This window comes from Wolbachia endosymbiont (group A) of Volucella inflata (assembly GCF_947250665.1).
Taxonomy (GTDB): Bacteria; Pseudomonadota; Alphaproteobacteria; order Rickettsiales; family Anaplasmataceae; genus Wolbachia; species Wolbachia pipientis.
The window spans coordinates 684,519-704,688 of record NZ_OX366338.1 but is presented as its reverse complement, the minus strand read 5'-3'; the positions used below and the strand labels follow the sequence as shown (position 1 = coordinate 704,688).

General features: G+C 36.6%; 18 protein-coding genes, 1 tRNA gene and 2 pseudogenes. 11 read left to right on the top strand and 10 right to left on the bottom strand.

Annotation, left to right across the window (positions count from 1 at the left end; translation table 11 throughout):
- Positions 1-20: 20 nt before the first annotated feature.
- The 4 genes from infC to nuoI all read right to left on the bottom strand — a co-directional run bounded on the left by infC (position 21) and on the right by nuoI (position 3,331).
- On the bottom strand, positions 21-539 hold the full coding sequence (infC, locus tag OOK85_RS03550) for a translation initiation factor IF-3 (RefSeq protein WP_264338023.1): 519 nt from the start codon (positions 537-539) through the stop codon (positions 21-23).
- Between the two features lie 12 nt (positions 540-551).
- Positions 552-2,453 (bottom strand): threonine--tRNA ligase, encoded by a 1,902-nt coding sequence (thrS, locus tag OOK85_RS03545; protein WP_264704048.1) that lies wholly within the window; start codon positions 2,451-2,453, stop codon positions 552-554.
- 273 nt (positions 2,454-2,726) lie between these two features.
- Positions 2,727-2,849, bottom strand: coding sequence for a hypothetical protein (locus OOK85_RS03540; RefSeq protein ID WP_255322257.1), 123 nt, complete (start codon positions 2,847-2,849; stop codon positions 2,727-2,729).
- Positions 2,849-3,331 carry an NADH-quinone oxidoreductase subunit NuoI gene (nuoI, locus tag OOK85_RS03535; protein ID WP_038199316.1) on the bottom strand — a complete coding sequence of 161 codons (483 nt, stop codon included), beginning with the start codon at positions 3,329-3,331 and terminating at the stop codon, positions 2,849-2,851. Before nuoI ends, OOK85_RS03540 begins: the two co-directional genes overlap by 1 nt.
- A gap of 131 nt (positions 3,332-3,462) precedes the next feature.
- Here nuoI and mnmE point away from each other — a divergent pair, with 131 nt between their 5' ends.
- From mnmE to OOK85_RS03520, 3 genes are all read left to right on the top strand, one after another.
- Positions 3,463-4,791, top strand: coding sequence for a tRNA uridine-5-carboxymethylaminomethyl(34) synthesis GTPase MnmE (mnmE, locus tag OOK85_RS03530; RefSeq protein ID WP_264704046.1), 1,329 nt, complete (start codon positions 3,463-3,465; stop codon positions 4,789-4,791).
- A gap of 47 nt (positions 4,792-4,838) precedes the next feature.
- Positions 4,839-4,926 (top strand) — tRNA-Ser (locus OOK85_RS03525).
- Positions 4,927-5,094: 168 nt separating this feature from the next.
- Complete coding sequence (locus OOK85_RS03520; protein ID WP_264704044.1) at positions 5,095-6,111, top strand: NAD(P)/FAD-dependent oxidoreductase; 1,017 nt, start codon at positions 5,095-5,097, stop codon at positions 6,109-6,111.
- A gap of 410 nt (positions 6,112-6,521) precedes the next feature.
- On the opposite strand, the gene OOK85_RS03515 is transcribed toward OOK85_RS03520, so the two are convergent.
- The 4 genes from OOK85_RS03515 to rpmF form a co-directional block, all read right to left on the bottom strand.
- A protein-coding gene (locus OOK85_RS03515) for an IS630 family transposase (protein ID WP_264702431.1) occupies positions 6,522-7,381 on the bottom strand; the annotation gives its coding sequence in 2 pieces (ribosomal slippage) (positions 6,522-7,057 and positions 7,057-7,381; 861 coding nt in all).
- A 569-nt stretch (positions 7,382-7,950) separates the two neighbouring features.
- On the bottom strand, positions 7,951-8,961 hold the full coding sequence (locus OOK85_RS03510; RefSeq protein ID WP_264704043.1) for a beta-ketoacyl-ACP synthase III: 1,011 nt from the start codon (positions 8,959-8,961) through the stop codon (positions 7,951-7,953).
- Positions 8,954-9,991, bottom strand: coding sequence for a phosphate acyltransferase PlsX (plsX, locus tag OOK85_RS03505; RefSeq protein ID WP_264704170.1), 1,038 nt, complete (start codon positions 9,989-9,991; stop codon positions 8,954-8,956). The genes OOK85_RS03510 and plsX overlap by 8 nt, the downstream gene beginning before the upstream one ends.
- 10 nt (positions 9,992-10,001) lie before the next feature.
- Positions 10,002-10,184, bottom strand: coding sequence for a 50S ribosomal protein L32 (rpmF, locus tag OOK85_RS03500; RefSeq protein ID WP_065094662.1), 183 nt, complete (start codon positions 10,182-10,184; stop codon positions 10,002-10,004).
- Positions 10,185-10,460: 276 nt separating this feature from the next.
- Here rpmF and OOK85_RS03495 point away from each other — a divergent pair.
- From OOK85_RS03495 to OOK85_RS03470, 6 genes and pseudogenes are all read left to right on the top strand, one after another.
- A protein-coding gene (locus OOK85_RS03495; RefSeq protein WP_264702431.1) for an IS630 family transposase occupies positions 10,461-11,320 on the top strand; the annotation gives its coding sequence in 2 pieces (ribosomal slippage) (positions 10,461-10,785 and positions 10,785-11,320; 861 coding nt in all).
- A 414-nt stretch (positions 11,321-11,734) separates the two neighbouring features.
- Entirely contained in the window at positions 11,735-12,517 is a 783-nt protein-coding gene (locus tag OOK85_RS03490; protein WP_264704040.1) for an MlaE family ABC transporter permease, read from the top strand.
- Positions 12,510-13,211 carry an ABC transporter ATP-binding protein gene (locus OOK85_RS03485; protein ID WP_264704038.1) on the top strand — a complete coding sequence of 234 codons (702 nt, stop codon included), beginning with the start codon at positions 12,510-12,512 and terminating at the stop codon, positions 13,209-13,211. The genes OOK85_RS03490 and OOK85_RS03485 overlap by 8 nt, the downstream gene beginning before the upstream one ends.
- A 329-nt stretch (positions 13,212-13,540) precedes the next feature.
- A complete protein-coding gene (locus OOK85_RS03480) occupies positions 13,541-14,038 on the top strand; it encodes a hypothetical protein (protein ID WP_264704036.1) in 498 nt (165 codons plus the stop codon).
- 65 nt (positions 14,039-14,103) lie between these two features.
- Positions 14,104-15,267 carry a 1-deoxy-D-xylulose-5-phosphate reductoisomerase gene (gene dxr / locus OOK85_RS03475; RefSeq protein ID WP_264704035.1) on the top strand — a complete coding sequence of 388 codons (1,164 nt, stop codon included), beginning with the start codon at positions 14,104-14,106 and terminating at the stop codon, positions 15,265-15,267.
- 298 nt (positions 15,268-15,565) lie between these two features.
- Positions 15,566-16,156: pseudogene (locus OOK85_RS03470) on the top strand (Rpn family recombination-promoting nuclease/putative transposase); the annotation flags it as partial.
- Between the two features lie 125 nt (positions 16,157-16,281).
- On the opposite strand, the gene OOK85_RS03465 reads toward OOK85_RS03470, so the two are convergent.
- Positions 16,282-17,232 (bottom strand): IS481 family transposase, encoded by a 951-nt coding sequence (locus OOK85_RS03465; RefSeq protein WP_264704033.1) that lies wholly within the window; start codon positions 17,230-17,232, stop codon positions 16,282-16,284.
- A gap of 161 nt (positions 17,233-17,393) precedes the next feature.
- Between OOK85_RS03465 and OOK85_RS03460 the strand changes: the two genes are divergently transcribed.
- Both OOK85_RS03460 and OOK85_RS03455 read left to right on the top strand, forming a co-directional pair.
- Positions 17,394-18,341, top strand: a complete 948-nt coding sequence (locus OOK85_RS03460; RefSeq protein WP_264702207.1) for an IS110 family RNA-guided transposase — start codon at positions 17,394-17,396, stop codon at positions 18,339-18,341.
- A gap of 199 nt (positions 18,342-18,540) precedes the next feature.
- Positions 18,541-18,852: pseudogene (locus tag OOK85_RS03455) on the top strand (Rpn family recombination-promoting nuclease/putative transposase); the annotation flags it as partial.
- 55 nt (positions 18,853-18,907) lie between these two features.
- Here OOK85_RS03455 and OOK85_RS03450 read toward each other — a convergent pair.
- The gene (locus OOK85_RS03450) at positions 18,908-20,155 is read right to left on the bottom strand and encodes an IscS subfamily cysteine desulfurase (RefSeq protein ID WP_264704031.1); all 1,248 of its coding nucleotides are present in this window, start codon (positions 20,153-20,155) and stop codon (positions 18,908-18,910) included.
- Between the last annotated feature and the right edge of the window lie 15 nt (positions 20,156-20,170).

Sequence of the window (20,170 nt, the reverse complement as noted above, 5' to 3'; positions counted from 1 at the left end):
ATACTTCTTAAGCCGTTTTGCTACTTAGCAACCAGAGCTAAAAAATATTGATTCCCTTCCCTTTTAGGTGCCAATTCTACCTTTGCGATATCTTCAGTGTCTCGAATTAGCCGTTCTAATTTTTCCAGTCCAACTTCAGTGTTTATAAGCTCTCTCCCTCTAAATCTCATTGTGACTTTAATTTTATGTCCGTGGACAAGTAAGTCTCTTGCTTGACGCAATTTTGTTCCGTAATCGTGATCACCAATATTGGGACCCAGTTTAATTTCTTTTATAGTTAATGTTTTTTGTTTCTTTTTTGCTTCACTTGCTTTCTTTTTTATATCATACTTTTGTTTGCTATAATCCAGAATTTTACATACTGGAGGGGTTGAATCAGGTGCAATTTCTACCAAGTCTAAACCAACACCCTGTGCAAGCTCCAAAGCTCGTTCTATTAGCACGATTCCGACCATTTCACCACTATGATCAACTAAGCGTACCTCCTTAGCTGTGATGAATCCATTAATTCTGTTTTTATTGTTCTTTTTAACTTGCAAACTTTAACTCCCTTAATTCAAATTAATACTTTTTAACAACAATTCAATAGCCTTCTCCAAAGAAAAAGACTCCTGTCTTTCCGATCCTAAATTTCTCACTGACACAGTTTTACTTGTAACTTCATTTTTGCCTACAATCCACAATATAAGAACCTTGTTTAGACTATGCAAACGTATCTTATAACTAATTTTTTCATTGGTCAAATCAGTCTTGACTCTCACACCTTGTTCTTTTAAGACATTGCTGATTTCTGTGGCGTAACCGTCAGCCTCATTTGTAATGGTTAGAATAGCAAGTTGCGTTGGAGCAAGCCAAACTGGAAATTTTCCTGCGTAATTTTCTATCAAAATTCCAATAAAACGCTCAAAAGTCCCAAGAATTGCCCTATGTAACATGACAGGGTGATGCTTGTGTCCATCTGCCCCTATATAAAAAGCTCCCAGACGTTCTGGTAAAATGAAATCAACTTGCAACGTTCCACATTGCCAGCTTCTGCCTATTGCATCTTTCAAGACAAACTCTAACTTTGGACCATAAAACGCACCTTCACCAGGGTTAAGTTTATAACTCAAGCCCGCTTCTTTAACGGCTTCAAGCAGCGCTTTTTCAGCTCTATCCCACACTTCATCATCCCCTGCCCTAACATCTGGACGGTCTGAAAATTTCACAGAAATTTCATTGAACCCAAGCTCTGAATATACTTCTTTTAAAAGGTCACAAAACTTTATAGTCTCAGAATTCACTTGTTCTTCCATACAAAAAATGTGTGCATCGTCTTGCGTAAAACCACGCACTCGCATCAGTCCATGCAATGAGCCTGAGCTTTCATTTCTATGGCATGTGCCAAACTCTGCCATACGTATCGGTAAATCACGATAGCTTCTGGTGTGAGAATTAAAAATCTGCACATGACAAGGGCAATTCATGGGTTTTATTGCTAGCTTTTTGCTTTCAAATTCATCAACAATAAACATATTTTCACGAAACTTATCCCAATGTCCAGATTCTTCCCACAGCTCTTTGCTTACTAAAATAGGAGTTTTTACCTCAAAATAGCCATTATTTATTAGCTTCTTTCTGATGTAAGACTCAAGAACATTATATAAAATATATCCTTGTTCATGCCAAAAAACCTGCCCGACAGCTTCCTCTTGGATGTGAAATAAATCCATATCCTTGGCAATTTTGCGGTGATCACGTTTCTCTGCTTCTTTGAGACACTCAAGATAAGCGTTTAATTCATCCTTATTTCTCCATGCTGTGCCATATATTCGCTGCAACATTGGGCCCTTAGAATCACCACGCCAGTATGCTCCTGCAACTTTCATAAGTTTAAACGCTTTAACTCTGCCGGTTGATGGTGAGTGCGGACCACGACACAGGTCTACAAAATCGCCTTGTCTATAAACAGTTAGGTTTTCACTCTCTGGTATGGATGAGATAATATCAACCTTGTATTTTTCGCCTATACCACTAAAGAAATCAACTGCCTGCTTGCGAGTCCAAACTTCTCGAACAAATCTGTGATTACTTTTTACAATCTCTTTCATTTTCTTTTCTATTGCGGTAAGATCGTCCGTAGTGAAGGTACGACCTGTAGCAAAATCATAGTAAAAACCGTCCTGAATTGTTGGGCCGATAGTAATCTGAGTATTAGGAAATAGCTCTTTCACTGCCTGTGCCATTATGTGAGCAGCATCATGCCTCATTATATCTAAACCCGCTTCGTCACTCAATTGTATCACCTCTATCTCTGTATCAGATTCAATTTCACGTGAGAGATCATACAACTCACCATTTACTTTCAATGCAACTGCTTCTTTCAAAGCACCCGGTTGTAATATATCAAAGCCAGTGACTTTACCACTGTATTCTTTTACTTTTTGTTCGGTTGAAAAAGTAATCCTAACCATAAATAAACCTATACGGACATGTAGCTTGAAGGCGGTTTGCTTCTTCCAACGGTGTCATCCCAGTGTCACGCACATAGCCATACGAACATTCATTTTCGAAGGTAAATTGCACAGCAAATGGTGTCATTCCAGTGCTTGACACTGGAATCCAGCTTTTTTGTAATTTCATTGAAAATGTTGTATAGTGTGCTTGTTCACAATCAATTTTACTGGATCCCAGTGTCAAGCACTGGAATGACACCTTTGTGTTTGAGGCAAAACAGGCTATAACATTTAACATACTGCCCTCGCAAACAAATGTTCGTACAGTTGTGTATCAGCTACTGGGATGACACCACCCCTAGTGGGCACTGCCCCTAAATCATAATGGATAACAGGGTTATAAGCTCTGAACATTAATAATAAGGCCTATTCTTTTTTAACCTGAGTGCAATTGCGTCTTCCCAAACTTCACCATTACGCAATAACTTTTCTTTATTGTACATTAGCTCCTCTCTTGTTTCAGTAGCAAATTCAAAGTTAGGACCTTCAACAATTGCATCAACTGGACATGCCTCTTGGCAAAGTCCGCAGTATATGCATTTTGTCATATCAATATCATAGCGCGTGGTGCGGCGACTACCGTCTTCTCTTTCCTCTGCTTCAATAACTATTGCTTGAGCAGGGCAGATAACTTCACATAATTTACAAGCTATGCATCGTTCTTCACCGTTTGGATACCTACGCAACGCATGCTCACCACGAAACCTTGGACTTAAAGGGCCCTTCTCCATAGGATACCTCAAAGTAACCTTTGGCTTAAACATATATTTTAATGTAATAACAAACCCTTTAATTAACTCTACAAAAGACCAGTACCAAGCTAATTTCTTGAGCATAAAATATTTAAAACTTGTGTAAGTCATTATAAATCATATTATCAGTTTTCAAAATAAATATTTTCACCTGGGTGACTTTTTAGGTATTTTGGTTTCTTAAGTGTAATATTGCTAAGTAGTTTATATAAATAATGACAAACACAAATGAAACTATTTTCGCTTTATCGACCGTATTTGGTAAGTCAGGAGTTGCAGTAATCAGAATTTCAGGCAACTACGCGCTTAAAGCTTTAAATCATTTTCATATTAAGAAAGAAATTAAACCAAGATTTGCTACTTTAGTTGATCTATATGATGATTCCAGTCAATTGATAGATAATGGAATAATCATCTATTTCCCTGCTCCAAACAGTTTCACTGGCGAGGATGTTATAGAGTTACAAGTGCATGGAAGTAAGGCCGTCATAAAAATCATCTTGGAGGAATTATCAAAAATTTTCGTTATGGCCAGGCCTGGAGAATTCTCACTTAGGGCTTTTCTAAATGGTAAATTTGACTTAACGCAAATAGAAGGGATTGCAGACTTAATTGATGCTGAAACGAAAATGCAAGCTAAACAAGCGATTAAGCAGATATCAGGAGAATTGGAGAGACTATACAGCAATTGGAGGCAAAGATTAATAACGATACAATCCAAAATCGAAGCATATATAGACTTTCCAGAGGATGTTTGGACAGAAAAAAATGAATTGGAAAAAATTAATAATGAAGTGCGAGCTCTTGTGCGGTTGATACAAGAGCATTTAAATGATAATAGACGGGGTGAAAGGTTGCGTGAGGGTTTGCATGTTGTAATAACTGGTAAACCAAATGTCGGTAAATCAACTCTGTTTAATTTCTTAGCCAAGCGTGATATTGCTATTGTTTCTGAATATGCAGGCACAACAAGAGATATACTTGAAGCTCATATTGACATTGGCGGATACCCAATCATTCTCTCTGATACTGCTGGAATTCGTGAAAGTTCAGATCCAATAGAATCAGAAGGTATAAGTCGAGCGAAAAAGAGGTCTTTTGAAGCTGATTTAAGAATAGAACTGTTTCCTTTTGAACAGCGTCATAATATCAATTGCAACGTTGTAAATAGCGATACTATTTATGTATTGAGCAAAGCTGACGATGTTATCAATAATCACAATATAAAAATTAATGGCATAGATCTTTTACCCATTTCTATTTTAAAGGGAATAGGTACAAACAAGTTGATCTCCCTCATAAAAGAGAAGGCAGAGGAAAAATTTGGGCATGATAGAGACACTCCTGTGATTACTCGGCAAAGACATAGGAATCACATGAAGAAAGCACTGGAACATTTACAACGTTTTAATATCGATAATCCAATTGAGTTGATATCTGAAGATTTGAGGCTTGCTGCATTTGAACTTGGTGCGGTGATTGGAATTATTGATGTTGAGGAAATATTGAGTAGTGTGTTTAGCAACTTTTGCGTGGGCAAGTAAAGCTTTTATAGATTGCTTAAAATCAAATGTTGTGATAGAAAAGAAATGGACGGATGGCCGAGCGGTTTAAGGCACCAGTCTTGAAAACTGACGTACGTGATGAGCGTACCATGGGTTCGAATCCCATTCCGTCCGCACAGCATCTCGCTATGCTAGCTGATTTTTAGAGCTTATTTGGACTATGTGGTTCATAACGCTGGAAATCTTGTCTAATCTAGCCACATCTTTTAAAAATACATCCCTTTGTAAATTGACCTTGTTAGCAAAGAAAGCTAATATCTATAAATAGATCACCATCTGAATATGGAAACCGATATCGTAATAATAGGTGCAGGGCCTGTTGGAATATTCACTGCTTTTCAAGCGGGAATGCTTGATATGAGATGTCATATAATAGATGTTTTGGATCAAGCAGGAGGACAATGCACAGCTCTTTACCCAGAAAAGCCAATATATGATATACCTGGTTATCCTGTAATTACTGCCCAAAAATTAATTGAGCGACTAATGGAGCAAGCTTCACCATTTGAGCCTGTTTACCATTTAAGTCAAAAAGTGGAAAAGATTTCAAATAACGAAGGTGAAAACTTTACTATCATAACGAACATAGGTACAGAGGTAAAATGCAAAGCCGTTATCATTGCTGCAGGTAACGGAATGTTTGAACCTAACCGTCCACCCTTAAGTGGTATATTAGAATATGAAAATAAATCTGTATTTTATAGTGTAAATAAAATTTCTGATTTTCAGGACAAAACTATAGTCATTGCAGGGGGGGGTGATTCTGCGGCTGATTGGACTGTAGAACTTTCTAAAGTTGCAAAGAAAATTTATGTGATACATAGGAGAAAGGAATTTCGCTGCACTCCTGAAACTAGAAATAAATTAGAATCACTTGAAAATGATGGAAAGATAGAACTGGTAGTGCCATATCAATTACACGAACTAGCAGGAAGTAATGGGCAGTTGAGCGCAGTGATAGTAAAAAACATTGCCTCTAAGGAAGAAAAAGAAATATCCGCTGATTTTTTGCTGCCATTTTTTGGACTGTCAATGAATCTTGGTCCAATAAACAATTGGGGTATACAGTTAGAACATGGCCGCATAGTTGTTGATCCGACTACCTTAAAAACCAGTAGAGATAGAATATATGCAATCGGAGATATAGCTATTTATTCAGGCAAAATAAAGTTAATATTAAGTGGTTTTGCCGAGAGTGCCATGGCTTGTTATGACATATACAAAGTAATCCACAACTCTCCAGTCAATTTTCAATATTCAACTTCAAAGGGAATCCATGGAAAAGAAAAACTTGCTTGACACCCTTCGCCGGCCCCCTTATCATGAAACTGAAGGTATTCAGTTATCTTCATCTGTGCAGATTAAACAGCAAGAAAACAACGTAGTTGGCGTCTTATTTTTAATTTTTTGCACTATGTGCACCTCATGTCTTTATAAAACTTTAGGTTTCTACCTATACAAGCCGAAACGCGCTTATAAAGCGTTTAAGACAGTAAAAGACGTCAAATAGACAAGGGAGAATTTGAATACTAGCTACCCTAGGGTTTCTTTGCCTTTTTTTCCACTTAGTAAATTTCTTAACGTTTATAATTTAGATTAGTTGCGGCTTAAAAGCAGCTGAATCGTGGTTATTAAGCGTTTAGAATAAAAAAACGCCATACTTGAAAGTATAATGTAAGTATAGCTCTTTTCATAATAGTCCGGAAAGTTCATAGAAAAGCAGAATCAACAGCATGACGAAAAGATGTGAATAGAGGAATGTTTTTCCTAGCTCTGTTTTTTATAGCAAACCAATGATGCTCAATTTTGTTAAAATCGGGAGAATAAGGCGGTAGATATAAAATTTCTGCACCAACTCCTTTAGCAAGTTCAGTAATCTTATTAGACTTATGAAAAGTAGCATTATCAAGGATAACAGTTTGTCCAGGTTCCAAAATCGGTGTTAGGAACTGCTCAAACCATTTATTAAAGATATCCATATTACAGTGGCCTTCAAATGTTAACGGAACAACTATTTTTCTGCCGTTTAAGGCTGCAATCATACTGATTCGTTGAATTTTTTTACCAGATTTTAGAGCATAAAACCGCTGTCCTTTCTGAGAATATCCATAGGGATAGTCTTCGGTATTATCAATACCAGATTCATCTATATATACTAAGTTTTGAGGTTCTTTTGTTGCTATAATTTTCAAAAATTCAGCACGTTTTTCTTCATTCCTTTCTTTGTATCCATATGTCTTTTTTTGCGTGTGAGTCCAATTTTTTTAAGAGCTCGATGAATCGTTGGGATACTAACATTACTCCAAAGCTTAGCCATTTCCGATAGAGTTTTTCCACCATGTTTTTTGGCAAATTCAGTAAATTTATTCCAGTCGGTAATTTTGTGATTATAACCTCCATTTCCAAGTTTTTTCGACTGAAAATCTCCTGTTTCTTTTTTTCTTTGCTGCCACTCCCATAATGTAGTTCTTCCAATTTTAAATCTTGCTGCTACCGTTTCTCTGCTTTCCCCTTCGTCTAGCACTTCCATTGCTTTTTTTCTTAAATCATAACTATATGCTGCTGGCATACTTACCTTCACTACTATAAACTCTTATTTTAACCCGTTTGGACCATTATGAAAAGAGCTATAATTAGCCAACCACGGGGCTTCTTTTGCCTTTTTTTCTGTTTAGTAAATTTCTTAATGTTTATGGCTAGCATGAAGCTAAGTACGAACTTTGTTAAACACAACAAATGGTGTTATCCCAGTGCTCCTTTTTTTGTCATCCCAGTGCTTGACACTGGGATCTAGTTTTCCATATAATCTCATCGAAAATGTTGTAACCACTTTCTGTGCTAGTTTGCTTGCTTACAAGCAAACTTTCCTGGATCTCAGTGTCAAGCACTGGGATGACAGTGGAGGGAGGCTACTTGGATGACACCATTTTTTTCCTGGATCCAAGTAGTCAGGGCACTGAGATGACACCCTCTTGGATGAAAACCAGTATCAGCTACTTGGATGACACCATTCTTTTTTCTGGATCCAAGTAGTCAGGGCACTGGGATGACAGGAGAAAGAGGCACTGGGATGACAGGAGAAAGAGGCACTGGAATGACAAAGAGGGTACTTGGATGACAGGAGGTAATACAGGAAGTCTAATAGTGCAGCAACACGGAACCCCAGGTCAGGCCTGCACCTATTGAAATCAGCAGTACCAGATTTCCTGATTTTATTTTTGATTCTTGTATTGCATAGTCTAAGGCCAGTGGAATTGATGCCGCTGAGGTGTTTGCATGCTTATCAACGGTATTAATCACTTTCTCTATAGGAAAATCTAATTTCTTTACTACTGCTTCAATAATACGAATGTTTGCTTGATGGGGAATTAACCAGTCAATATCAGTGATTTTCAAATTATTGCATTTCAGAGTTTCCTCTACTGAGGCTGTTAACTTATCCACTGCATGTTTAAACACTTCTCTTCCATTCATGCATATTTTTCCAGAATCACCAGTTGAGGATATCCCTCCGTTAGTACATAGTATGTCCACATTGCCATCAGAATATAGGCTAGTTGAAATTATACCTTTTGTAACCCCCTTCTCTGCCACCCAAGTATCAGCATCATTTGTTGGAATGACGTTAAAATGACATGCTGATTTCATTATTACTGCACCAGCACCATCACCAAAGAGTACACAAGTTGACCTATCTTCCCAGTCAACAATCCTAGACATTATTTCAGCACCAATAACAAGCGCATATTTAATTCTATTGTTAGATTTTATGAGCGAATCAGCAACTGTAACTGCATATATAAAACCAGAGCATACTGCTTGTACATCAAAAGCAAATGCGTTTTTACATTTTAACTTACTTTGTACAATCGTTGCACAGCTAGGAAAAGTTTTATCAGGAGTTGTTGTAGCAACTATAATCAAGTCAATTTCATCTACTGAAATTTTAGCTTTTTCTATAGCACTTTTTGCTCCATTTACAGATAGATCTGACGTTAGTTCTCCTTCATCTGCTATATGCCTTTGAACTATTCCTGTTCTCTGCCTTATCCATTCATCGCTTGTCTCAACTATCGATGCAATTTCGTTGTTACTCAACGTTTTTCTTGGTAGGTAAGATCCAGTGCTTAATATGAAACTTTTATTCAATATGACTTACCCCGTTAATTATCTTTTGATTTAAATTTTCACTAATTGCATTTACTGCAAATTTTATGGCATGGGCAAAAGAAATAGCATCAGAATTTCCATGACTTTTAATGATGATACCATTCAGCCCTAAAAACATAGCTCCACTTCTAATTTTGGGGTTAAAACGCGTTAATGCTTTATTTAGTTTGGATTTTAACAATATACCAACAAGCATTTTCACTATCCACGAGTTGAATACTTCCTGCTTTATTAGATTGATAAAGGTACTAGCGGTTGCCTCAGCCGTTTTGAGCATTACATTGCCAACAAAACCATCAGCAACAATCACATCTATATTACCCTCTAAAAATTCACTTGCCTCTATATAACCTTTGAAATTAATGCCTGGAGCGTTTTTAAGCAACTCAAAAGCGCCGCGCACTGAGTCAGTACCTTTCACCTCTTCTGTGCCGATATTCAGCAAAGCAACCTCAGGATTGTCAATTTTTAGCGCTACTTTTGCAAATATACTTCCCATTAATGCAAATTGGAATAACGAATCGGCATTACAATCAACATTTGCACCAAGGTCAAGCAAAGCGAAGCTTTTTGTCTTAGTTGGACAGATAGAGGCAATAGCAGGACGATAAATATTTGGTAATGTTCCTAAAATAAATCTGGAAATTGCCATCAACGCTCCGGTGTTGCCTGAAGATACCACTCCGAAAGCTTTACCTTCTTTCACTGCAACAATTGCAGCTTTCATACTTGAGTCTTTACGATGTCTCAGTGCAAAAGATGGCTTATCATTTGCAAGGACATTGTCAGAACAATGAGTAAACTCAGAATTGTTACTTACTTTTTTGTATTTTGAAAGCAAAGGAGATACTTCTTCCTTATCTCCATAAATATGAAAAAAAACTTTAATGCCTGGGTCAACAAGGTTGTCTAAAAAAAAACCAGCACCATGAATTACGGAAAGAGGCGCAAAATCGCCCCCCATAGCGTCAAGTGCAATAACTATATTATTATTGACCGTAGATAACATATCATAATAGTCACTCTGCCTGTTGCTTGATGAAAACCCGTTTTCCTTTGTAACTGCCATCAACTGCTACGTTATGAGGCAACATGAATTCCCCAGTTGTTGAACACACCACAATATTCTTAGGCTGAATAGCATGATGAGAACGATGCATATTACGCCTTGACTTTGACTTTTTTCTTTTTGGAACTGCCAAAATTTCCTCCATTCTACTACAAAATACAATACATTAGTAACATGTTTTTTACAGGAAGTAAACAGGGATAGTAAAATAAGTAAGGTTTGCTTATGTAATTGAGTTCTATAGCTAAAGTGGCTCTACAATTTGAAAAACCGTCATTCCGCTACTAGTTAGCGGAATCTATACCGCGAATGAATCCATAGCTGTACGAACATTCATTTTTGAAGGTATAGCTCTTTTCATAATGGTCCAAACGGGTTAAAATAAGAGTTTATAGTAGTGAAGGTAAGTATGCCAGCAGCATATAGTTATGATTTAAGAAAAAAAGCAATGGAAGTGCTAGACGAAGGGGAAAGCAGAGAAACGGTAGCAGCAAGATTTAAAATTGGAAGAACTACATTATGGGAGTGGCAGCAAAGAAAAAAAGAAACAGGAGATTTTCAGTCGAAAAAACTTGGAAATGGAGGTTATAATCACAAAATTACCGACTGGAATAAATTTACTGAATTTGCCAAAAAACATGGTGGAAAAACTCTATCGGAAATGGCTAAGCTTTGGAGTAATGTTAGTATCCCAACGATTCATCGAGCTCTTAAAAAAATTGGACTCACACGCAAAAAAAGACATATGGATACAAAGAAAGGAATGAAGAAAAACGTGCTGAATTTTTGAAAATTATAGCAACAAAAGAACCTCAAAACTTAGTATATATAGATGAATCTGGTATTGATAATACCGAAGACTATCCCTATGGATATTCTCAGAAAGGACAGCGGTTTTATGCTCTAAAATCTGGTAAAAAAATTCAACGAATCAGTATGATTGCAGCCTTAAACGGCAGAAAAATAGTTGTTCCGTTAACATTTGAAGGCCACTGTAATATGGATATCTTTAATAAATGGTTTGAGCAGTTCCTAACACCGATTTTGGAACCTGGACAAACTGTTATCCTTGATAATGCTACTTTTCATAAGTCTAATAAGATTACTGAACTTGCTAAAGGAGTTGGTGCAGAAATTTTATATCTACCGCCTTATTCTCCCGATTTTAACAAAATTGAGCATCATTGGTTTGCTATAAAAAACAGAGCTAGGAAAAACATTCCTCTATTCACATCTTTTCGTCATGCTGTTGATTCTGCTTTTCTATGAACTTTCCGGACTATTATGAAAAGAGCTATAAATTGCACAACAGATGATGTCATTCCAGTGCTTGACACTGGAATCCAGAAATTTTGCTTATAACTGAGCTGATGAGCTAAAGGTAGTTGTCTTACGCTAAAACAAACGTTTTTAATTAAGTTGCATAGAAGCTGGATCCCAGTGTCTGGGCACTGGGATGACACCCCACTGGTGGGAATTACTCCCAAACTACAACATTCGTACAGTTGTGGATACCGTGGCGGTATGACGTAGGGAAACCTTTCTTGGGTTAGCTATATGAGCTTTAAATTAAAACATCAAGTATGTTGAACTTAAAACATATCTCAGCTATACTTTGCGATAAAGTTAATAAAAATTTTAATAAAATCAGTAAGACTAACCTCTAGCTAAAATGAATACAAAGTGAGCTTTTTTGATATAAATAGTGTTAGAATAATTGGTAGGTACTTTATCAATTTTTTGTTAAGGCTTGGTAGTGCATTCATATTTTTTATTCAATCTCTATACCACTGCTTCGTGCCACCATATTATTTTAGCAACGTAGCAAGACAAATCATAGAGATAGGCTTTTTCTCTCTGCCAATTGTTGGGCTCACTGGAGTTTTTATAGGAGCGGCAATAGTTTTACAAAGTAGCTTGAGTGACCCATTAATTAACCAAGAACAGATAATACCCAAACTTGTTACGATCACTATCATTAAAGAGTTAGGACCAGTTTTGATCAGCTTAATAATGGTAGGAAAGGTTGGATCATCAGTTGCAGCAGAAATTGGTACGATGCGCATCACCGAGCAAATAGATGCCCTTACAACTTTGAACATCAACCCTTTCAAATATTTAATTGCACCAAGGATTTTAGCGTCAATCATAGTATTTCCCATACTTACAGTATGTGCAGATCTGATAGGAATATTTGGAGGATATATCACTGCAGTCTTCGAATTTAACCACAATCTAAATATATACATTAAATACACAGCTCAGTTCTTTAATACGTACGATTTTTTAACTGGGCTAGCTAAAGCAACTGCTTTTGGCGCCATAATTTCTGTCTCAAGTTGCTATTACGGTTACCATTGCAAAGAAGGTGCACGAGGAGTAGGTGTTGCTACAACATCAACTGTTGTTTTATCGTCCATACTGATCATTTTAGCAAACTACATGATTACTTTGATACATGCGTAACCCCATAATATCAATATCGAACTTAAGCTTATCTTTTGATGACAGGACAGTACTAAAAGATCTAAATCTTGATATATCAAAAGGGGAATCATTAGTCATACTTGGTGGCTCAGGAAGCGGAAAATCTGTACTAACAAAAACAATTATCGGCTTGCTGGCGCCAGACTCAGGGTCTATTAAAATAAATAGTAAAAGCAAAAATAAATTTGGGGTTTTATTTCAAAATTCCGCTTTATTTGACTATGTTACAGTGTGGGAAAATATATCTTTTAATTATAAAAAACGCTTTAATATCAGCAAAAAGGAGGCAAAACAGCTAGCAATTGAAAAGCTAAATGATGTTGGATTGGAAGAAAATATAGCAGATATGTTTCCAATAGAGTTGTCAGGTGGAATGAAAAAAAGAGTAGCACTTGCAAGGGCGATTACACACAACCCAGAAATCATCATATTGGATGAACCAACTTCAGGATTGGACCCAATTATGTCAGATATAGTAAACGAGATAATAATAAAATTGTCTGGAGATCTTAACCCTACAATTATCACGATTACACATGATATTCATAGCGCATTTAAAATAGCTGATAAAATAGCAGTATTATATGAAGGGGAGATCATTTCCCATGGAACTGTTCAGGAAATACAAAATACTAATAACGAATATATAAAAAAATTCATTCGTTATATATAGCTAAAGATATATACACTATTGCTAACAATCATATTTTTGAGTTTTCACTCTGTAAAAGGTAGCGGACATTGGAATTCAGATTTTTTTCAAACTGGATCCTATAGCTGACCCAAGCAACACGTCATACCGCGATTCATTCGCGGTATCTCGGCATAGATTCCGCTAACTAGTAGCGGAATGACGAATTTGTCGTTTTTCAAATTGTCGTAAGTCAGTTTAGCTATATATAGGATGACAGAAATTGTTTGTATTAGCTATATTCAAAAGCTCTATTGATATTTTGCAATATTCGTGATAAAATAATAGCTTAAGGTTGAGAGTAAAAATTTATGAGTGAAGCTCAAGGTCCAAATATTGCAGAATGGCAAGCGCAGCAGCAACACCAAGAGGCTGCTGGTGAGAAAAGTGGTTTTGGTCTTGGTCACAGTGACTCTGTTTCAACAGTTGTCGATGGAATGAAATGGTTGTTCAACTTTCATGAAGGAGCAATTGCTGCTTATAATAATGTGTTTGAAGGTTTGGTGAGTGGTAGTAGTTTAGTAACGCTGTTTGGAAAGTCAGGTAATATGTTTGGCATAAAATTTCTTGAAAGCCTTGCAGAACATTTTTCAGGTGGAGGTGGGGAAGATATGCCATCAGAAGGAATGGATATGGCTCATGGTGATGATGGACATCACTCAGATGATTACCCTCATGCTAATAACGAAATAGCTCATAATGCTGATGGTTTGCAAGACATGCATGATGCAGGTGATCACCATGGTCAATCTTTTTCACCTGGTCCTTCACCATCTGTTGGCGATGACCACGGGCATGAACTTGGTTAAATGCTTAAAAACTATTGAATAGTTGGGTTCGCAAGAAAAGTTGCTATTGTTATGAGTTTGTTTTAGTGAAAAAGGTTTCAGTTTTAGGATCAACAGGAAGTGTTGGAAAAAAGACTGTAGATTTGCTCTCAAAGAGAAAAGAAGAATACCAAGTGGAAGCACTAAGTGCCCATTCAGACTTTGCTCTACTGGCACACCAAGCAAAGCTGCTGAATGCAAAATATGTTGCTATCTCCGATGAAAGGTTTTACAAAGATTTAAAAGAAAGTCTACTTGGTACAGATGTAAAAATAGCAATTGGTGCTACAAATATTGCTACCATACCTGTTGATCTCTCAGTTGTTGCAATAGTTGGCATTGCAGGCCTTGAGCCAGTTATGGAAGTTATAGAAAGCGGTACCAAAGTCATTGCATTGGCAAACAAAGAAAGCATTGTTTGCGGTGGAAAGTTATTACTCAAAAAAGCTAAAGAAAAAAACGTACAAATAATCCCTATTGACTCTGAGCACAACGCAATTTTTCAAATTTTGCAAAATGACGACAAATGCATAGAAAAGATCATACTTACTGCTTCTGGTGGACCATTCTTAAATTATAGTTCTGAGCAATTAAGAAATGTCATGGTAGATCAGGCGCTTAGTCACCCCACTTGGAATATGGGAAAGAAAATCTCGGTTGATAGCGCAACAATGATGAATAAGGCACTAGAGATAATAGAAGCACATAACTTGTTTAACATCAGCCCGGATAGAATTGAAGCAATAGTGCATCCTGAGTCAATAGTACATGGAATTGTAACTTATAAGGATGGGTTCAACTTTGCTGTGCTTGCAGAAACTGACATGGCAATTCCCATTTCATATGCTTTGTCTTGGCCGGAAAGATCAGCTTTAAATCGTAAATTAGATTTAACAAAGCAAGGAAAATTGACCTTTCAAGAACCAGACCATAAGCGTTTTCCTGCGCTAAAGTTTAGCATGGAAGTGTTAAACTCTTCTACTCCACAAACAAACAGTATTATGCTCAATGCTGCAAATGAAATAGCTGTTAATGAATTTTTGAAGTCACGAATCGGCTTTTTAAAAATAGTAGAGGTAGTGGAATCAACAATGGAAAGTTTTGGTAGTTATACTGATATTAATTCACTATCTGATATAATAAATATTGATTATGAAAGTCGTATTATTGCTAATAAAGTTGTTGAAAGTAAAGTTGTTGCGTATAGCTAGAGTAATGTAACCAGACTGTATTCTGTGATTTTTTTTTTAGCAAAGCACGATGCACAATCGTCATTCCGCTACTAGTTAGCGGAATCTATGCCGAGATACCGCGAATGAATCGCGGTATGACGGTTCGCGGTGGTATGACGGTTAAGTAATTCGTCATCCCGCTGCTTGTTAGCGGGATCTAGAGATACCGCGAATGAATCGCGGTATGACGGTTCGCGGCGGCATAGCTATAGCTATCTTCAAAAATATGGTTGAATAATTGTGTGTATAATTATTAATATTTTTAAGCACTTTGGCTATGGCTTTATCTAAGTTTCTCGACCCTAAGCTGGATTTAACCTTCAAAAAAATATTTGGCACTGAAAAAAATAAGAATATTCTCATACATTTTTTGAATGATATTTTAGGATTTACCGAGATAAATACTATACAAGAAGTGGAATTCCTCAGTACTATAATGGATCCTGAAATTGCATCTGATAAGCAAAGTATAGTTGATGTTCTTTGCAGGGATTCTAGTGGGGCCAGGTATGTGATTGAAATGCAGCTTACTCGCGATAAAGGCTTCGAAAAACGAGCTCAACTATATGCTGCTAAGGCTTACTCAAGACAATTAGATAAATCTGGCAACTACATTGATTTAAAGAAAGTCTTCTTTATTGCTATATCAAATTGTAACTTACTTCCTGAAGAAGTTGATTATATATCCAGCAACACTATAAGAGATGAGAAAACCAATGAGCATGACTTAAAAGATTTTCAATTTGTATTTATTGAACTACCTAAATTTCCTAAGAATAAGGAAGAACAGCTAGAAAGCATAGTGGATCGTTGGTTATTTTTCTTCAAATATGCAGATGAAACTACGGAAGAAGACTTAAGGAAATTGTAAGTTAAAAACGTGATATAAAAGAGATAAGAGAGAAAGATAACCCTGCTCACTAGGAATAGGGCTATCATGGGCGTGCGCGACCGAAAGGAAATTGGTATTACAACCGTTGGTATCAAGGTACGCTAGGTGTATGGTCCCAGAGTGTGATGGTGTGGATTTAGTATAAATAATTCTGGAGACTGTGTCCACTGATAACATATAAATTCATAAGGAGTAAGACCCTTAAGAGTTTTGAGTCTCTTTGCATAATTATAAGCCATAACAAAGTTATAAAGGTGTTCTTTAAGTTGCTGGTGCGATTGATAGTAATACTTCTTAACTGTAGCATCCTTTAAAGTTTTATTCATACGCTCAACTTGCCCATTCGTCCAAGGATGGCTAACTTTTGTCAAACGATGTTCAATAACATTCTCTTCGCAAACTCTATCAAATATATGTTGGAAAGCATACTTATGACGCTTCTGGTTTGTAAATTGTATACCGTTATCTGTCAAAATAGTATGGATTTTATACGGTAAAATTCTAATCAAATTACGTAAGAACTCAGCAGCTATGGGTTTTGTAGCACTGTTACGCAACTCAACATAGGTAAATTTGGATGTCCTATCAATAGCAACAAACAAATGTAATTTGCCCTCCTCAGTTCTAACTTCAGCAATATCAATATGAAAGTAACCGATAGGATATTGTTTGAATTTCTTTTTTGACTTAACTTCTCCATCAACAGTTGGTAATCTGCTAATGTTGTGTCTTTGTAAACAACGATGCAAGCTAGAGCGAGTCAAATGCGGAATTGTAGACTGCAGAGCGTAAAGGCAATCATCTAGTGGCAGTAGTGTATACTTGCGAAATGTAACTATTATAGCTTCCTCTTCTAGCGTTAAAACAGTCGATCTTGGACGCTTTGGACCCATATCAGCATCTTTCGTAAATGAACGTTTTCTCCACTTAATAATAGTTTTTGAATTAAGGTTATAATGCTTGGAGAGTTTTGCTATGCTCTCTTTTCTATTTTGTATTGCTCTACGAATCGTCTGTGTTGTTTTGGCGCACCCATGTAATATTTGTCCCATAACTCCTCCTTTGATGGTATTTTTTTCTCATATTTTATCATACCATCACACTCTGGGACTGTACACCTAGCCCTATCTCTCGATACGTTTGAATAGTTGCTTGGGACATATATATGCACCCGTTTACAATCTTAAATTAACTAAAACTATCGAGGTTTATTATGGTTACATCTTATCAAAATTTTATTGGCATTGACATCGGAAAATTTAAAAATGTCGTTGCAATTCACAAACAGAAGAATGCTGTCGAATTTGATAATAATGCTTCTGGTTGGCAACAATTATTTCAAGAGTTTTCAGATATTCTACCTAATGCTTTAGTGACTTTAGAAAATACAGGGAAATATGAGCTTGGCTTATCACATTTTCTTACCGACAAAAATATTGCCGTGCATCGAGCTAATACTCGTAAAGTAAAAAGCTTTATTTTATCTCACGGAACTTTAGCAAAGTCTGATAGATCAGATGCAAGAGCTCTTGCTCAATATGGATTTGAACGCCATAGAACTATCTCTCTATTTGTACCTACCTCTACAGAACAATCAACTTTGGCTGCACTTTGTCAACGTCGTGATGATATTACGCAAATGAGAACTCAAGAAAAATGCAGACTTGAAGCACCGGAAAATGATCATATAAAAGAAAGCTGTCAAAAGACCATTGAGTTTTTCGATAGTCAAATAAACGAACTCAATGATACTATACAAAAGATTATTGATGAAAGCCGCGAATTACAACAACGCCAAAAAATTCTTAAAACAGTTCCTGGAATAGGTAAAAAGTTATCACAAGATTTTTTGTGTTTAATGCCAGAGCTTGGTTACTTAAACAGAAAAGAAGTAGCAAGTCTTGCCGGAGTTGCACCGCATCCAAAAGAAAGTGGTAAAGCTGTTGGTTACCGAAGGATTACAGGTGGTAGAAGTAACGTTCGTTCAAAGCTCTTTACAGCCGCTATGGCTGCTACAAGGTCAAAATCTATACTTGGCGCCTTTTATTCTAAGCTTGTTGAAAGTGGTAAGAAGAAGATGGTGGCTATAACAGCCCTAATGCTTAAAATTATAGTAATTGCTAATACAAGACTTAAAGAAGCAATTAATTTGCATACTTAAAAATCTTCACAACGGTAACTGAAATCGGCTAATGAATATGTGCGTCCACACAGACTTAAAGCACATATTCATTAGCTTAAGCAGAAATTGCTGTGGTAGCTGTTTGATATAAAATTCTATTTCTATGACAAACGGGTTTTTATTGCCCATATAATTTGCAAAATTACACAAATAAAAAAATTTTTAAAAAACATAGTTGATAGCAGAAAAAGCACCAATAATAAAGTTAGCCTACGATGAATTAGACAGGTTTAGCTGGAATGAAAAAGATCTAATAGCGTATGAAGAAAGAATAATGGATCTACGTAAGGAAGAAGCCATTCTTGAATACAGACTTGACCTTGCTACTGAAAAAGGCATCCAAATTGGCGAAGAAAGAGGCATCAAAATTGGTAAAGAGGAAGGCAAAATTGAAGTCGCAAAAGCAATGCTGGCTAATAATGTTGATGTTAACACTATTGTCAAATTTACTGGCCTTTCTATTAGTGAGATTGAAGAATTGCAGAATTAAGTGTAAACGGTTACAGAGTAATTTCAAAGTGCATTTGCAGTTGGAACGGATACATTTAATGAGAGTCCCATTTCACGGTGTTCAAATCTACTCCTTCTTGTACCATCTCCCAAAGTGGGCTCATTTCTCTCAATCGGCCAACATTTTTAGTAATAAGATCTGCTGCGTACAAAACTTCTTCTTTGGTTGTAAATCGGCCTAGGCCAAATCTAATTGATGAATGCTCAAGGTCATGGCCATTATTTAGCGACCGTATGACATAGGAAGGCTCAAGAGACGCAGACGTGCACGCAGAACCAGAACTTACTGCTAAATCCTTGATTGCCATGATGAGAGACTCACCCTCAACATAGGGAAAGCTCAAGTTTAGATTGCCAGGAATCCTATTTTCATAGTCACCATTTAAAACGATATCAGGAAATGCTTCTTTTATCTTATTGTACAAAATATCTCTCAGTCCTTCCAATTTGCTTGCTTCTGGTTCCATTTCTTCTTTAGCAATACGTGCTGCTTCACCAAAACCAACTGCAAGAGGTGTTGGAACTGTTCCAGAACGCATGCCTCTTTCCTGTCCACCACCGCTGATCAATGGTGTCAATCTAACACGAGAGCCCTTTTTACGAACGTATAATGCACCTATTCCCATAGGTCCATAAATTTTGTGGCTAGAGAGACTCATAAGATCAATGCACATCTCATTAACATCAATTGGAACTTTTCCAAAGCTTTGAGCTGCATCTGTGTGGAAAAATATATTATACTTTCTACATATTGCACCAATTTCTTTGACAGGCTGAATTACTCCGATTTCATTATTTACCATCATCACTGAAACCAGGATTGTTTGATCAGTAATTGCTTCCTCAAGCTTTGATAAATCTATAATTCCGTTTTGCTTAACAGGCAAATATGTAACTTTAAAGCCTTCATTTTCCAGATGCCGACAAGAATCCAGAACACACTTATGCTCCGTGCAGACAGTGATTATATGATTTCCTTTATTTTTATAAAAGTGAGCAACGCCCTTGATTGCTGTATTATTTGACTCAGTTGCACCTGAGGTAAAGATAATTTCTTTGCTATCTGCGTTCACCAGATCAGCGATGTGTTTCCTTGCTTTTTCCACTGCTTCTTCAGCGGTCCAACCAAATGAATGGCTGCGAGAGTGTGCATTGCTGAACTCACCAAAGTAAGGTATCATCACCTCTAAAACACGGGGATCCACTTTAGTAGTAGATTGATAATCAAGAAATATTGGTAATTTTATTTTAGTATCATGTATTTTTTTACTTTCAACATTCATAAAGCTACCACGGAG